Origin of the sequence: Geothrix sp., from assembly GCF_030219325.1 — a bacterium.
Classification (GTDB): Bacteria; Acidobacteriota; Holophagae; order Holophagales; family Holophagaceae; genus Geothrix.
On sequence record NZ_CP126625.1, the window covers coordinates 1,343,200 to 1,358,775 of the forward strand.

The following is a 15,576-nucleotide window of genomic DNA, read 5'->3' on the forward strand; positions in this document are numbered from 1 at the left end:
CCCCGGGCTTTGCGCAGGGTGGCGGACCGGAGCCCGGCCCATGGCGTACCCTGGGAGGATGCAGCCTGATCCCGTCCGCATCCATGGTCGAATCCTGTTCCTCACGGAGGATCCGGAGGCGCTGCGCCGCCAGCTGCGCGGCGACGACCTGGAGCCCGCCGAGGCCGGCCACCTGCGGGACCAGATCAGCACGGACGAGATCACGCCGGCCTTCATCTGCTACCACTTCGACGGGAAGCTGGGCGACTTCCCCTACCTGGGCCTGAAGTGCGGCGAGGCCTTCCCGGTGAAGGAGGGCGCCGTCCGCGCCGGGGGCTTCGCGGTGAGCGTGGCCGGGAAGCGCCGGGGCAAGGGCAGCAGCCGCGAGGCCAGCCCCTACGCGGAGCAGTGCGCGGGCATCCGCCTGGTGCTTGCCGAGAGCTTCGAGCGCATCTACCGCCAGAACGCCCAGAACCTCGGCCTGCTCACCAGCACGGACTTCGGCCTGATCCCGCGGCTCCGCCGGGGCGAGGCCATTCCTCTGGCCGAGTTCACCGCTGGGCTGGACCCCGTCACCGCGGAGATCGTGCGTCGGGGCGGCCTCTTCGCCTACAACGCCGCCCGGATGGCGGGCGAGGTGGTGCCGCCTCTGCCAGCGCACGGACCGCGGCCCATGACCTACGCCGAGAAGCTGCTGGCGCGGCATGCCGTGGTGGACGCCGCCGCGGGGCACGTGGGGCTGCCCGCGGTGCGGCCCGGCGACGGCCTCTTCGTGCAGGCCGACTGGCGCTTCAGCCACGAATACGTGACGCCCATGGCCGCCAGCTTCCTGGAGCAGGCCCTGGGACCGGAGGTCGCGCTGCGGGATCCTGACCGCATCCTGGCCTTCCGCGACCACCTGACCTTCCTGCACCACAGCATGAAGGCCGAGCACCGGGCCATGGGCCTGCTCACGGTGGCCGAGCGCCTGAAACCCGCCCAGGAGGCCTTCTGCGCGCGGCATGGCATCCGGCTCCACGGCGAGCTGCCGGACGGCTCGGGCAGCGAGGGCATCTGCCACTCGATCATGGCGGAACGCTACGCGCTGCCCGGCCAGCTGGTGGTGGGCACGGACTCGCACACGCCCCACGCGGGGGCCCTGGGCTGCCTCGCCTTCGGCGTGGGCACCACGGACATCGCCTGCGCCTGGGTCACGGGGGACGTGCGCGTCACCGTGCCGCCCACCCTGCAGGTGCGGCTGAACGGCCGCCTGCGTCCAGGCGTGTCCGCCAAGGACGTGGTCCTGCACCTGCTGGCCCAGCCGCTCATCCGCGAGGGCGGCGCCATCGGCCATGTCATCGAGTACACGGGCGAGGCTCTGTTGGACCTCGACACCGACGAGCGCGCCACCCTCACCAACATGGCCGCGGAGATCGGCGGCTTCACGGGGCTCATCGCCCCGGATGGGGAGACGGTCCGTTTCATCCGTGAGCGCCGCGGCGTGGACCTGGCGCTGGAATCCTGGATGCGCGGCGACGAGGGCGCCGAATTCGCCCACACCCTCGAGGTGGACTGCGCGGCCCTGGGCCCCATGCTGGCCCGTCCCGGGGATCCCGGGAACGGCATCGCCCTGGCCGCCCTCGACGGGGCCATTCCCATCCACATCGCCTACCTGGGCAGCTGCACCGGCGGCAAGCGCGAGGACCTCCGCCGGGCCTACGAGGTGGTGCGGAAAGCCGCGGCCGAGGGACGCCGGGTGCCCGAGGGCCTGCAGTTCTTCGTGCAGTGCGGCAGCGAGGACGTGCGGCGGCACGCCGTGGCCCAGGGCTGGATGGCGGCCTTCGAGGCCGTGGGGGCGGTGGTTCTGGGCAGCTCCTGTGGCGCCTGCATCAACGCCGGCCCCGGCGTCTCCACCCGCCCCGACCAGGTGACCATCAGTGCCATCAATCGCAACTTCCCCGGCCGCAGCGGCCCCGGCCAGATGTGGCTGGCCAGCCCCGCCACCGTGGCCGCCAGCGCCCTGGCGGGACGCATCGTGGGCGCCTGATTGTCTCAAGGAAAACAGGAAAGACATGGAACCGCAGATGACGCAGATGGGCGCAGATGAAAGAACCTGGCCCACCGCCCGATGGTCGGGGTGAACCTGTCGCCAGGCCCTTATCTGCGCAATCTGCGACATCTGTGGTTAAACATCCTGCATTTCCCTTCGGACCATCCCCATGCCTGATCCCGTGAACGCCGCCCGCTACCGCGCCCTCGTCCTGGCCGATCAGGCCCGCCAAGGTGCGCCCGCCCTGGATCCCAGCTCGAAAGTACTGGTGGTGGACACCGCCCGCCAGTGCCTCGGCCTCCTGGAGGGCGGCCGCCTGGTCTTCGAGGCGGTCATCTCCACGGCGAAGAACGGCCTGGGCTGTGAGCAGGACTCGTACCGCACCCCCACGGGCTGGCACCGCATCCACGCGCGCATCGGCGCCGGGGCCGAAGCCGGCAGCGTGTTCCGCAGCCGCGTGGCCACGGGTCAGGTCTGGCGGGGCGAGGCGCTGGACGAGGACCTCATCCTCACCCGGGTGCTGACGCTGGATGGCCTGGAGGAGGGCTGGAACCGTGGTCCCGGCCACGATTCCCTGGCGCGCTTCATCTACCTGCATGGCACCAACCAGGAGGGGCAGCTGGGTACGCCGGTCTCCCACGGCTGCGTGCGCCTGGCCAATGCCGCCGTGACCGAGCTCTTCGACCTCGTGGCCGAGGGCGACCCCCTGCTCATCGCCGGGGATTTGCCCGGTGATGGTTTCGGCCTGGGCCGCCTCCACTTCGCGGGCGTGGCTGGCAGCGGCATGAGCGCCCTGGCCCAGTTCGTGGCCATGAAGGGGGGCCGGGCCAGCGGCAGCGACCGCAGCTTCGATCGCGGCCAGCGGCCCGGGGCCCGGGCCCTGCTCGATGCTCTGGGCGTGGCCATCACGCCGCAGGACGGCTCGGGCCTGGAGGGCGACTGCGCGGCCCTGGTGGTGTCCACGGCCGTGGAGGAGGAGGTGCCCGATGTCGCGGCGGCGTGGCGCCTGGGCGTGCCCGTGTTGCACCGCTCCGAGCTGCTGGCGCACCTGGTGGCGCGGTACCGCACCGTGGCCGTCACGGGCACCAGCGGCAAGTCCACCACCGTGGCCATGATCTTCGAGATCCTGCGGGGGGCGGGGCGCGATCCCTCCGTCATCACCGGCGGCGAGCTGGTGGCCCTGCAGCGCGAGGGCCGCTGGGGCAACGCCTGGGCGGGCGCGTCGGACCTGCTGGTCATCGAGGCCGACGAGAGCGACGGCTCCGTGGTGCGCTACCACCCGGCCCTGGGCGTGCTCCTCAACCTGCAGCGGGACCACAAGGAGATGGAGGCCGTGGCGGAGATGTTCCGCGCCTTCCGCTCCCAGCTGCGTGAGGGTGCCGTGGTGGGTGAGGCCGAGAACCTGCGGGAGTTCGCCGGGGATGCTTTGGTATTCGGCCTCGGTGAAGGGGCCGACCTGCGCGCGGAGAATCTGGCGCTCGACGGGGAGGGCTCTCGCTTCACCGTGCGTGACGTGACCTTCCGCCTGCCGGTGCCTGGCCGGCACAACGTTGAGAACGCCCTGGCGGCCATCGCGGCTTGCGGGGCCCTGGGCGTGTCTCCGGCGGCCATGGCGGAGCCCCTGGCGGCTTTCCAGGGCGTGGCGCGCCGCTTCCAGGTGCTGGGCAGCGCCCGCGGCATCACCGTGGTGGACGACTTCGGCCACAACCCCGCCAAGGTGGCCGCTTCGATCCGGGCTGCGCATCTCCGCGTGGGCGCCGGGGGGCGGGTGCTGGCCGTGTTCCAGCCCCATGGTTTCGGTCCGCTGAAATTCCTCCGTGTAGATTTCGTGGAGAGCTTCGCCACGGAGCTGCGAGGGCAGGATCGCCTCTGGTTCCTGGAGGTGTTCTACGCCGGCGGCACCGCCGCCCGGGACATCAGCTCCGCAGATGTGATCGGTGACCTCCAGGCCCGCGGCCTTGCCGCCGAGTTCGCGCCCACGCGGGAGTGGCTGGTGGCGCGGCTGGCCGCCGAGGCGAAACCCGGCGATCTCATCCTGGTGATGGGCGCGCGGGATCCCTCCCTCACAGACTTCGCCCAGGCGGTTCTTCGAGGACTCTCTTCCTGAAGGTAGGACTGATTGTCTAACCGCTTCTGCGGTTAAACCAAAACCCTCGGCCTCGCGGTACCCTGAGGCATGGAACCGACCACCCTCCGCGCCGTCATGGCCGCGCTCCGCAAGCCGGAGTCGGGCTGCCCCTGGGACCTGAAGCAGGACCACCAGACCCTGGCCCGCTACCTGCGCGAGGAGGCGGCCGAGGTGCTGGAGGCCCTGGCGGCCCACCAGCCCTTCGACGAGGCCACCGAGGCCCACCTCTGCGAGGAGCTGGGTGACCTCTGGCTGCAGATCGCCTTCCACGCCCAGCTGGCGGCGGATCGAGGCGCCTGGGACATCCACGAGGTGGAGCGGGCGGTGGTGGAGAAGCTGGTGCGGCGGCACCCCCACGTTTTCGCCGAAGTGGCGGTGGACGGGGCCGACGCGGTGCTCACGAACTGGGCCGCCATCAAGCTCGAGGAGAAGGGCCTGACGCCGGAGACGGAGCCGCGCCTGCTGGAGGGCATCCCCGCCACCCTGTCGCCCATGGATGAGGCCCTGGAGATTGGCCGCCGCTGCGCCAAGGTGGGCTTCGAGTGGCCGGACATGGAGGGCGTCCTCGACAAGGTGAAGGAGGAGATCGCGGAGCTGCAGGCCGAGTCCGATCCCGTGCGGGTGGATGAGGAGTTCGGCGACGTGCTGTTCAGCCTCATGCAGTGGGCCCGCAAAAAGGGTGTGGACCCCGACGCCGCCCTGCGGCGCCAGATGCTCCGCTTCAAGGGCCGCTTCACGGCCGTGGAGGATGATGCCCGGGCCGCCGGTGGCTGGGAGAAACGCAATCTCGACCAGATGGAAGCCGCCTGGCAGGCCGCGAAGAAGCGGAAGGCCTAGACCGCGTCGGCGATGGCCCGGCCCAGGTCCGTGGTGCTGGCCTTGCCGCCCATGTCCGGGGTGCGCAGGCCGCTGGCCAGCACCTTCTCGATGGCGGCCATGACGGAAGCGCCGGCCTCGGGGCAGCCCAGGTGGTCCAGCATCATGGCCCCGGCCCAGATGGCGCCGATGGGGTTGGCGATGCCCTGGCCGTAGATGTCGGGCGCGGAGCCGTGGACGGGTTCGAACATGGAGGGGAACTCACGCTCGGGGTTCAGGTTCGCGCTGGGGGCGATGGCGATGGTGCCGGTGCAGGCGGGGCCCAGGTCCGAGAGGATGTCGCCGAAGAGGTTGGAGCCCACCACCACGTCGAACCAATGGGGGTTGCGCACGAACTGGGCGCAGAGGATGTCGATGTGGAACTGGTCCACCTTCACTTCGGGGTAGCTCGCCGACATGGCCTTCACCCGCTCGTCCCAGTAGGGCATGGTGATGGCGATGCCGTTGGATTTCGTGGCCGAGGTGAGGTGCTTCCTGGGCCGCGACTGGGCGATGTCGAAGGCGATCTTCAGGATGCGGTCCACGCCCTGGCGGGTGAACACCGTCTGCTGAGTGGCCATCTCCTGGTCGGTGCCCTCGTAGAGGCGGCCGCCGATGCTGGAATACTCGCCTTCGTTGTTCTCGCGCACCACCACCATGTCGATGTCGCCCACCTGGCGGCCAGCCAGAGGGCAGGGCACGCCGGGCATGAGCTTCACGGGGCGGATGTTGGCGTACTGCTTGAAGCCGCGGCGGATGGGGATGAGCAGGCCCCAGAGAGAGATGTGGTCGGGCACGCCGGGGAAGCCCACGGCGCCGAGGTAGATGGAATCGTGGTGGCGGATCTGGTCGAGGCCATCCTCGGGCATCATGCGGCCGGTCTGGAGGAAGGTCTCGCAGCTCCAGGGGAACTCGTCCCAGTGGAAGCGCAGGTCGTGCTTGGTTGCGGCCGCCTCCAGCACGCGGATGCCCTCCGGCACCACCTCCTTGCCGATGCCGTCGCCCGGGATGACTGCGATCCGGAAGTCGCGCATGGGGATCTCCTCAGAAGAAACCTGCAAATGCCGCTGAAGGGCAATGAATGGCGCCGAAAAGACGCGGTGTTTCGGCCCTTCACAATATCCGACTGACGAGTAGACTTCGCAGCGAAATCCCCACCATGGAGGCTCCCCATGAGCCAGGCATCCGTTTCCGGAACGGCCGCGGCCGCAGATCCGTCCGGCTGGCAGGGCGCGCGGCCCGGCCCCGCCCTGGGCACCTTGATCCTCGGTCTGCTGCTGTATGTGGGACTGCCGAAGCTGGTCCCGGTGCCCGACGCCAAGCTCTTCGCGGGGCAGCCCGTGGCGGCCAGACCCGCGCCACCCGCCAAGCCGGCGCCAAAGCCCGAAGCCAAGCCCGCCGCGCCGGTGGCGACGCCAGCGACGACGCCGGCGAAGCCCCTCACTAAGGTCCAGCTGGAGGTCAAGGCGAAGGCCGAAGCGGAAGCCAGGGCCAAGGCCGAAGCCGATGTGAAAGCCAAGGCGGAGGCTGAAGCCAAGGTGAAAGCCGAGGCCGATGCCAAGGCCAAGGTGGAGGCCGAGGCCAGGCGGAAGGCCGACTGGGAGAAGGGACTGCACCTCTTCGCCATCTTCGTCACCACCATCGTGGGCATCATCCTGAAGGCCCTGCCCATGGGTGCCGTGGCCATGATCGGCATCGCGGTCACGGCCCTCAGCGGCACCCTCAGCATCGCGGATTCCATGAGCGGGTTCTCCGACGTGGTGATCTGGCTCATCGTCCTGGCCTTCTTCATCTCCCGGGGGTTCATCAAGACCGGCCTCGGCGCCCGCATCGCCTACACCTTCATGGCGCTGCTGGGCAGGCGGACCCTGGGCCTCAGCTACGGCCTGGCGGCTACGGACCTCGTGCTGTCACCCGCCATCCCCAGCAACACGGCCCGCGGCGGCGGCATCGTCATGCCGATCATGGCCTCGCTGGCCCGGGCCTACGGCAGCCACCCTGGCGACGCCAGTGCCCGCAAGATGGGCTCCTTCCTCACGCTGACGGCCTACCAGGTGAACTGCGTCACCAGCGCCATGTTCCTCACGGCCATGGCGGCCAACCCCCTGGCGCAGAAGCTGGCGGGCGACCTCAAGGTGACCATCTCCTGGGGCGGCTGGGCCCTGGCCGCCCTGGTGCCGGGCCTGGTGGCGCTGCTCGTGGTGCCGTTCCTCCTCTACAAACTGCATCGGCCCGAGATCACCGAAACCCCGGAGGCGGTGGTGATGGCCAAGGGCCACCTGCGGGACCTGGGGCCCATCAAGCGGCAGGAGTGGGCCATGCTGGGCGTCTTCGTGCTGCTGCTGGTGCTCTGGATCTTCGCCAAGCAGCTGGGCGACCTGAACCCCACCACCTCGGCGCTGGCGGGCCTGGCCGTGCTGCTGCTGACGGGCGTGCTGAACTGGGAAGACATCAAGGCCGAGACCGGCGCCTGGGACACCCTCGTGTGGTTCGCGGCCCTGGTGATGATGGCCAGCTTCCTCAACAAGCTGGGCATGGTGCCCTGGTTCAGCAAGACCATGGGCGGCATGGTGGCGGGCAAGGGCTGGATCGCCGCCTTCCTGGTGCTGGCCCTGGTGTACTTCTACAGCCACTATTTCTTCGCCAGCAACACGGCCCACGTGGCCTCGATGTACGCGGCCTTCCTCGGCGTGTCCATCGCGGCGGGGGCGCCGCCCGTGCTGGCCGCCCTGGTGCTCGCCTTCTTCAGCAACCTCTTCGCGGGCATGACCCACTACGGGACGGGCCCCGCGCCGGTGCTCTTCGGCACGGGCTACGTGGAGGTCGGCACCTGGTGGCGCCTGGGGCTGCTCGTCAGCCTCGTCAACATCGTCATCTGGGTGGGCATCGGCGGGCTGTGGTGGAAGGTGCTGGGCCTCTGGTAGCTTTTCTCACCTACGAAAAAGCCCCGCCATCTGGCGGGGCTTTCTGTTTCAGGACAGGCCTCAGGCGAAGAGCCTGGACAATCCGTAGGCGACCACAGTGGAGGTGCTCACGCCGATGAGGCCGGGGACCATGAAACTGTGGTTGAGGAGATACTTGCCGATCCGCGTGGTGCCGGTGCGGTCCATGTTGATGGCGGCGAGGTCGCTGGGGTAGAAGGCGAAGAAGAAGTAGGCGTAGCTGGCGGGGATCAGGCCCAGCAGCAGGGGCGTGGGCAGGCCCAGGGCGTAGCCGAAGGGCAGCATGATGGTGAGCGTGGCGGCCTGGCTCTTCACGAAGGCGGACACGCAGAACATGGCGATGGCGAAGGTCCAGGGGGCGTGCTGCACCATGGCCTTGATGTTGGCGATGAGGTAGCCCTCGTTGGCCTTGATGAAGGTCTCGCTCATCCACGCGATGCCGAAGATGGAGACGACGGCGATCATGCCCGCGATGAACACGCTGGAACGGGCGATGTCGGGCGCCTTCACCTTGGTGGCGAAGAGGATGAACGACCCGAAGGCCAGCATGATGATCTGCACCACCGTGGTCATGGGCACGGGCTTGCCGCCCACCAGAGGCAGCAGGCCGGGCTTGAGCGCGATGATCACGATGCTGATGACGCCCGCGAAGAACAGAGCCACGGAGAGCTTGGCCGTGAAGGGGATCTCCATGCCCAGGGTGCTCACGTTGGCGTCGAGCGCCTTGGCGAAGTCGGGATCCTTCATGCGCTCGAGGAACTCGGGATCCTGGTCCAGCTCCTTGCCGCGGTTGTAGCTCCAGGCCGCGGCGGCCAGCACGCCGATGATGCCGGCGGGGAGGGTGATGCGGATGATCTCGAAGAGGCCCACGGGGTGGCCGTTCTTGGCGGCCATGGCCAGGAAGGTGGTGACGGCGGCGGCCACGGGGCTGGCGGTGATGCCCATCTGCGAGGCCACGCTGGAAATCGCCATGGGGCGCTCGGGCCGAATGCGGGTCTTCAGGGCCACGTCCGAGATGACCGGCAGCAGCGCATACACCGCATGGCCGGTGCCCACGCAGACCGTGAGCAGGAAGGTGGACAGGGGCGCCAGGATGGTGACCTGCTTGGGGTGCGCCCGGAGCACGCGCTCCGTGAGCTGCACCAGGTAGTCCAGTCCGCCCGCCACCTGCAGGGTGGCCGAGGCAGTCACCACCGCGAGGATGATGAGCATCACGTCGATGGGGGGCACGCCCGGCGCCACGCGGAAGCCGAGCACCAGCACGGCCACGCCCAGGCCGCCGATGAGGCCGAGGGCGACGCCGCCCTTGCGGATGCCGATGAGGATGGCGCCCAGCACGAGCACGAATTGGATCCAGAACATCAAGGCGGGGGACATGGCCGGTTCTCCTGTTTTCATGCGCTCGTGGTCTGACCACTGACGCCGGACTGTGAAAAGCGTAGCAGATATCGTGGTAATGAATGAGTCGGGGGTGGTTTTTTAAGTTGCTTTAAGGTCCTGCCCCACCCCGGGCCGGGCGCCTGTCCATGAGTCGTCCCGGCGCAGGGCCCCATGCCAGGATAGGATGGCCCCTTCTGGATGCCACCCGTGAGCCCCCTTCCTTTCCACCTCGTGACGCTCACCCACCCCGAGTGGGAGCAGGCCCTGGCCTGCGGGCGGCGCCTGGGCGACGACGCCCTGCCCGAGCTGAGACTGGACCTCTTTCCGGAGGCGGACCCCGAGGCCCTGGTGGATGCCCTGAAGCGCCGCTGCCTGGTGACCTGCCGCCGGGTCTCCGAGGGCGGGCGCTGGCCCGATGACGACGAAGCCGGGCGCCTCGCGCGGCTGGTGAAGGCCCTCAAGGGCAGGCCGCACTGGCTGGACCTGGAGTGGGACCTTCCGGTTCCCCCCGAGATCCAGGCGGCCCGCACCCACGTGCGCCTGCTGCGCTCCATCCATGTGGCACCGGGCGTCTTCGACCTGGAGGCGCGGCTCCGGGACCTGCCCGACGGCGAGGCCTTCAAGTGGGTGGGCTGGGCGGGGCGTCTGGGCGACAGCGGCCGGCTGCGGGCACCCCTGGCCTGGGCCCGGGATCACGGCTTGCGCCTCGCGGCCTTCCTCATGGGCCCCAAGGGCCTGCCCAGCCGCGTGCTGCAAGCCGCCTGGGGCGGGGCCTTCACCTACGCAGCGCCGGACGACGGCCCCCCGGCCGCCCCGGGGCAGCTGCCCCTGGCCACCCTGCGGGACTGGCGCAGCGCCAGGCTGCATCCGGGTCATGGCCTCTGCGGCGTCATCGGCGATCCCGTCCTGCACTCCCGCGGGCCGGCCTTCCACAACCCACGCTTCCAGTACGCCTTCAAGGACCTCGTGTACCTGCCCCTCGTCTGCGGCGAGGCGGAGGAGGCCGTCGAGGCCCTGGACGCCCTCGGCATCCTGGGCCTCAGCATCACCGCACCGCTGAAGCTGGCCCTGCCCCGGGCCCTCGGCCTGGCGGGCCCACTGAATACCCTCTGGCGCCGGGCGCCCGGCGCCCCCTGGCAGGGCGCCAACACGGATGCCGAGGCCTTCGGACAGTCCCTGTCGAACCTGGCGCTGGGGCCCGTGCTGCTCCTCGGGGAAGGTGGCGTGGGCGCCACCAGCCGAGCCGTATTGGAAGCCGCGGGGCGGCCCGTGCTCCAGGCCTCCCGCCGCGCCCCGGTGACGCCGGAGGCGGTGGCCGCTTTCGCGCCCGCGGGCCTCGTCCAGGCCACCAGCCTGGGCATGGCCCCCGATGATTCCGCGCCCTTTCCGGAGCTGCTGGAGGCGGCCCGCCCGAGCGCCCGCTGGGCCGTGGAGTGGATCTACAAGGAGGACACCGCCTTCGCCCTCTGGGCGCGGGAGGCGGGACTGTCGCTGGTGGCGGGCGCGGCCCTCTTCGAGGCCCAGGCCGAGGCCCAGAGCCGGCGCTTCATCGAGGGCTGCGGCGGCGCCAGTTGAACCCGGATAGCTGCTAATTTCAACGCATGGACCTCCTGCTGGTCGAGGACAAGGACAGCTTCCGGCGCCTGCTGAGCCAGGCTCTGGCGGGCTCGCTCTGGAAGGTCGAGGCCGTGGCCGATCCCCAGGCGGCGCTGCGGGCCCTGGAGGCCCGGCCCTTCCAGGTGCTGGTCACGGACCTGCGGCTGCCGGGCATGAGCGGCCTCGAGCTGATCCGCCGGGCCCGGCGCCTGCACCCCGCCCTGCGCGTGGTGCTCATGTCGGCATTCGGCGAACCGAAGGACATCGTCGAGGCCATGCGATTGGGCGCCGACGACTTCCTGCCCAAGCCCTTTGATCTCGACGCCTTCCTGGCCCTGCTGGACCGCCTGCGGGCCCTGGTGGGGGCGCCGCCGCCGGATCCAGCCGAACCCTGGATCGCGCACAGCCCCGCCATGCAGGCCCTGGACGCGACCCTGCGCCAGGCCGCCGCCGCCCGGCTGCCCGTGGTGTTCCGGGGCCCGCGCGGGACCGGCCGCGAGCGCAGCGCCCGCCGCCTCCACACCCTCCGCCACCCGGCCGCGCCCTACCTGAGCCTGCCCGCGGCCACCCTGGGTCCCGAGGGGCCGGATCTCCCCACGCTGCAGCTCCTCGAAGGCGGCAGCCTCTTCCTGGGTGGGCTCGAGCACCTGGCCCCGGCCGCCGCCGGTCCCCTCGCCCGGACCATGGATGGCAACGCGGGGCGCCGCATCGACTGGATGGGGAGCATCGAGGCCGATGGGGTCCTGGCGCCCGAGGTCGCCCAGCGCCTGGGTTCGCTGGAGCTGCGGGTGCCGGCCCTGGTGGAACGCCGCGAGGACCTGCTGGCCCTCACCCGGCTGCTGCTGGACCAGGCCGCCCGGCGGGAGGGACGCCCGACCCCGTGGCTGGAGCGTAGCGCCGAGCGCCAGCTGCTGGAGCACGCCTGGCCGGGCCACGTCCGCGAGCTGGAGGTGCTGGTGGGGCGGACCCTCCTGTTCTCCGAAGGCCGCGCCATCCGGACCTTCCCGGGCCTGGGCCTCGGGCTGGAGGCGCCCCTCTGCCTGGCCTGGCCCGAGCCGGGCGGGCTCGAGGCCATGCTCAAGACCGTGACCCGCTCCGCCGAGGCCCAGCTCCTGCTGCGGGCCATGGATCAGGGCGGCGGGGACCTGCCCCGGGCGGCCGAGGCCCTGGGGCTGACGGTGCGGACCCTGGCCCAGCGCTTGCGGGAGCACGCCATTCCTCTGGAAGATGGAGGCACCACCTCCGCGAGTCCGATCCTTGGCGAAGGCACGCCGTCCCGGAAGGCCCCATGACCCAAGCCCCGCCCATCCTCATCCCCCCGGTCCGCAGCGCGGAGGGGATCCGTCCGGCCGCCCGGGCCGGCCTGACGGCCCTGCAGGCCGTGGTGGTGGGCAAGGAGGCCCAGGTGCGGCGCGCCTTCGCGGCCATGCTGGCCGGCGGCCACGTCCTGCTGGAGGACCTGCCTGGCGTGGGCAAGACCACCCTGGCCAAGGGCCTCTCCCGCATCCTGGGCGGCACCTTCCAGCGGGTGCAGGGCACCAACGACCTGCTGCCCTCGGACCTGCTGGGCGTGCACCTCTGGGATGCGAAGGAGCAGGGCTTCCGCTTCCAGCCCGGCCCCGTGTTCTGCCACGTGCTGCTGCTGGACGAGCTGAACCGCATCGGCCCCAAGACCCAGAGCGCCATGCTCGAGGCCATGGTCGAAGGCCAGGTCACCCTGGATCGCAGCACCCACAAGCTGCCCGAGCCCTTCTTCGTCATCGCCACCCAGAATCCGCTGGATCACGCCGGCACCTTCCCCCTGCCCGAGAGCCAGCTGGATCGCTTCTCATGCACCATCCACCTGGGCTATCCGGATCGCGCGGCGGAGCGGCGCATCCTCACCGGGGAGGCCGGGGCCGAGCGGCTGGACACCCTGTTCCCCGTGCTCGACCTGGAGGGCTGGCGCCAGGCCCGCGCCGCGGTGCGGGCCGTGAAGGTGGCCGAGGCCGTGCTCGACTACGTGGAGCGCATGGTGGAGCGCATCCGCGCCGGGGGGGGCTTCTGCTCCACCCGCGCCGCCAAGCACTGGCTGGGCCTGGCCCAGGCCGAGGCCTGGCTGGACGGCCGCGACTTCATCACGCCGGACGACCTGCAGCGCACCCTCGCCGACACCATGGCGCATCGTGGCAGCCTGGATGACCGCCGCCTCAACCGCGGCGACCGGCGCGAGCAGCTGGCCCGCCTGCTCAAGGAACTGCCCGTGGGGTGGTCCTGATGCGGGAGGACGGGTCCGTCGGCCAGCTCATCCGCGAGGCCCGCGAAGCCCGGGGCCTGAGCCTCGAGGCCCTGGCCAAGGAACTCAAGCTGCCGGTGCGCCACCTGGAGGCCATCGAGGCCGACGACTGGGTGGCCCTGCCGCCCGGCCGCCCCCGGCCCCTGGCCCGGCAGCTGGCCGAGCGGCTCGGCGTGGACCTGGAGTTCCACACCGGGGCTTTCCAGATCGTGCCGGGCGTGCAGGAACTGGAACCGCCGGACCCCCGGCGCGAGCGGCTCGAGCGCATCGTGATGGGCGCGCTCACCGGAACTTCGGTGATCGTGGTCCTGTGGCTGGTGGTGCCGGGGCCCAGCCTGGGCCACAAGCCCCCGCCCAGCTACCTCGTGGCGCTCAGCAGGCCCTCCCTGCCGCCCCCCCCGGCGCCCTCCGCCTCGCCCTATCCCGTCCTGGGGGAGCTCCTGCCCGAGGCGCCCGTGAACGAACAGGGTCTGCTGGTGAGCCTGCGGGCCATGGACACCGCCGACATCCGCATCGAGCCCCAGACCCCGGAAGGCGGCCTGCCCATGGTGCGCACCCTGCGCGTCTCGGAGGCCTGGCGGTTCCGGGTGAAGGGGGCCTTTCTCATCCGTGTCGAGAATGCCGGCGTGGTGAGCGTCGAGGTGGCCGGCCGCCGCATCCCCCATGGCCAGAGCGTCGGCGAGGGCTGGATTGGCACTTTCGACGGCGAGGGCCGCTGGCTCCGGCCGACCCAGCCTGAACTCCCGGACGAGCCCGTCGTTCCCGATGAAGATGAGGAAGTCACCCGGCCATGAGCATGCATCCCATCGTTGAACGGTTCCTCCAGGGCGGTCTGCCCGAGCCCATGGCCATGGCCCTGGTGGGGGGCAGCCTCCCCGTGCCGACCGCAGACCTGCTGCAGGCCCTGGCCCACGCCTGCCTGAGGGAGACCAATTACACCCAGCGGGGCCTGGACTTCTTCGCGACCATGCCCGAGTCCCTCCTGACCGGCGTGATGGTCGAGCGGGTGGATCCGCCCGCGCCCCTGCAGCTGGTGCTCTGCCACCGCAAGGAACCCGCCCTGCTGGAGACCACCCTACTGAACCCGGCGCTCACCGCGGCCATCGTGGAGGCCTCGGTGCCCAGCCTGCCCGGCTCGGTGCTCGAGATCGTGCTGAACAACCAGGTGCTCTGGATGGAGCGCCACCGGATCCTGGATCTGCTGGAGGAGCACCCCGAAGGCGAATACGTCATCAAGCGCCGTGTCAACGAGTTCCGCTTCGACGTGCTGCGCCTCATTCCCGAAGAGGTGAAGCGCCAGCGGCTGGAGATCATCGACGAGGTCGAGGCCGGCCACCTGGACCGCTCCTGGTCCGAGCTGCCCCTGCCCAGGGAGAAGTCGAAGGAGGAGGCCGAGGCCGAGGTCGAGACCGAGGAGATGGCCGCGGAGCGCCGCCTGCTGGCCCAGAAACCCATCCTGGACGACGAGGGCAACGAGATCACCCTCACCCTCACCCAGCGCATGATGAAGCTCACCACCAACCAGAAGATCATGCTGGCCATCAAGGGTGGCAAGGAGGAGCGCACCTTCCTCATCCGCGAGGCCAACCGCCTGATCCAGGTGAACGTGATCCGCAATGGCCGCATCACCGAGGGCGAGGTGGCCTACATCGCCAACATGCGCACCGTGAACGAGGAGGTGCTGCGGATCATCTCCAACAGCCGCGAGTGGATGAAGAAGTACCCCATCACCAAGTCGCTGGTCATGAACCCCCGCACCCCGCTGCCCGTGGCCATGACCCACTTCAAGCGACTCTACGAGAGCGACATGAAGCTGCTCATGAAGGACCGCAACGTGGCCGAGCTGCTCCGCCGCGAGGCCAAGCGGCTGGTGGAGATGAAGGCCCACGGCAAGGGCTAGGGATCCTTGGGGGCTAGCCGTTCAGAATCGTGATGTGGACGGGCTCATTCCGGTCCAGGGCCGCCTGCACCTTGGTCTTCAGGGCGACCAGCGCGCCGGTGGACGTGCTGCCGGCGATGGTGTCCCCGGCCAGCCTGCTCCCCACGAGGATGCAGCCATGCGTGTCGGCATCCGTGTTGCCACTGTGGATGAGGATCCCGTCGAAGAAGGGCACGTCCAGCAGGCGCATCATGGGTTTGCCCAGGCGCGGGCTCATGTTGATGATCACCTGGTAGGTGCCGGGCGGGATGGCGGTTTCATCCTGCACCTTACCCGCGCCCGTGGGGCCCAGGTCGCGGACCAGGTCCTCCAGGGTGTAGCACTCGAACTGGCCATCCACCGTGAGCGTGCCCGTGGTGGCGTGGGCGCTGGAGGGGTTGCGCTGCAGGCGGAGCTCCATGGATTACCTCGCGGGTCTGGCTGGATGTCTGGACGTGGACTGGTGGAACAGCC

General features: G+C 70.4%; 12 protein-coding genes. 9 read left to right on the forward strand and 3 right to left on the reverse strand.

All coding sequences use genetic code 11. The features are described 5' to 3' along the window. Positions 1–58: 58 nt before the first annotated feature. The 3 genes from QOZ81_RS06030 (at position 59) to mazG (ending at position 4,973) form a co-directional block, all read left to right on the forward strand. Positions 59–2,005, forward strand: coding sequence for an aconitase family protein (locus QOZ81_RS06030; RefSeq protein ID WP_291200098.1), 1,947 nt, complete (start codon positions 59–61; stop codon positions 2,003–2,005). Between the two features lie 172 nt (positions 2,006–2,177). Further along, positions 2,178–4,115 (forward strand): glutamate ligase domain-containing protein, encoded by a 1,938-nt coding sequence (locus QOZ81_RS06035; RefSeq protein ID WP_291200096.1) that lies wholly within the window; start codon positions 2,178–2,180, stop codon positions 4,113–4,115. A 69-nt stretch (positions 4,116–4,184) separates the two neighbouring features. Beyond that, the gene (mazG, locus tag QOZ81_RS06040) at positions 4,185–4,973 is read left to right on the forward strand and encodes a nucleoside triphosphate pyrophosphohydrolase (protein ID WP_291200093.1); all 789 of its coding nucleotides are present in this window, start codon (positions 4,185–4,187) and stop codon (positions 4,971–4,973) included. Here the strand turns inward: mazG and QOZ81_RS06045 are convergent. Further along, positions 4,970–6,025, reverse strand: coding sequence for a tartrate dehydrogenase (locus QOZ81_RS06045; protein ID WP_291200090.1), 1,056 nt, complete (start codon positions 6,023–6,025; stop codon positions 4,970–4,972). The genes mazG and QOZ81_RS06045 overlap by 4 nt on opposite strands. A gap of 138 nt (positions 6,026–6,163) precedes the next feature. Here QOZ81_RS06045 and QOZ81_RS06050 point away from each other — a divergent pair, with 138 nt between their 5' ends. After that, on the forward strand, positions 6,164–7,915 hold the full coding sequence (locus QOZ81_RS06050; RefSeq protein WP_291200087.1) for an anion permease: 1,752 nt from the start codon (positions 6,164–6,166) through the stop codon (positions 7,913–7,915). 60 nt (positions 7,916–7,975) lie between these two features. On the opposite strand, the gene QOZ81_RS06055 is transcribed toward QOZ81_RS06050, so the two are convergent. Further along, on the reverse strand, positions 7,976–9,310 hold the full coding sequence (locus QOZ81_RS06055; protein ID WP_291200084.1) for an anaerobic C4-dicarboxylate transporter: 1,335 nt from the start codon (positions 9,308–9,310) through the stop codon (positions 7,976–7,978). 210 nt (positions 9,311–9,520) lie between these two features. Here QOZ81_RS06055 and QOZ81_RS06060 point away from each other — a divergent pair, with 210 nt between their 5' ends. The 5 genes from QOZ81_RS06060 to QOZ81_RS06080 are packed head-to-tail and all read left to right on the forward strand — an operon-like array spanning position 9,521 to position 15,084. Next, positions 9,521–10,888, forward strand: a complete 1,368-nt coding sequence (locus QOZ81_RS06060; protein WP_291200081.1) for a bifunctional type I 3-dehydroquinate dehydratase/shikimate dehydrogenase — start codon at positions 9,521–9,523, stop codon at positions 10,886–10,888. 26 nt (positions 10,889–10,914) lie between these two features. After that, positions 10,915–12,201, forward strand: a complete 1,287-nt coding sequence (locus QOZ81_RS06065) for a sigma-54-dependent transcriptional regulator (protein WP_291200078.1) — start codon at positions 10,915–10,917, stop codon at positions 12,199–12,201. Beyond that, on the forward strand, positions 12,198–13,166 hold the full coding sequence (locus tag QOZ81_RS06070; protein ID WP_291200073.1) for an AAA family ATPase: 969 nt from the start codon (positions 12,198–12,200) through the stop codon (positions 13,164–13,166). Before QOZ81_RS06065 ends, QOZ81_RS06070 begins: the two co-directional genes overlap by 4 nt. Next, positions 13,166–13,978 carry a helix-turn-helix domain-containing protein gene (locus QOZ81_RS06075; protein WP_291200070.1) on the forward strand — a complete coding sequence of 271 codons (813 nt, stop codon included), beginning with the start codon at positions 13,166–13,168 and terminating at the stop codon, positions 13,976–13,978. The genes QOZ81_RS06070 and QOZ81_RS06075 overlap by 1 nt, the downstream gene beginning before the upstream one ends. Next, a complete protein-coding gene (locus QOZ81_RS06080; RefSeq protein ID WP_291200067.1) occupies positions 13,975–15,084 on the forward strand; it encodes a hypothetical protein in 1,110 nt (369 codons plus the stop codon). The genes QOZ81_RS06075 and QOZ81_RS06080 overlap by 4 nt, the downstream gene beginning before the upstream one ends. 13 nt (positions 15,085–15,097) lie before the next feature. Here the strand turns inward: QOZ81_RS06080 and QOZ81_RS06085 are convergent, their stop codons facing one another. Next, positions 15,098–15,523, reverse strand: a complete 426-nt coding sequence (locus QOZ81_RS06085; RefSeq protein WP_291200064.1) for a DUF5675 family protein — start codon at positions 15,521–15,523, stop codon at positions 15,098–15,100. Between the last annotated feature and the right edge of the window lie 53 nt (positions 15,524–15,576).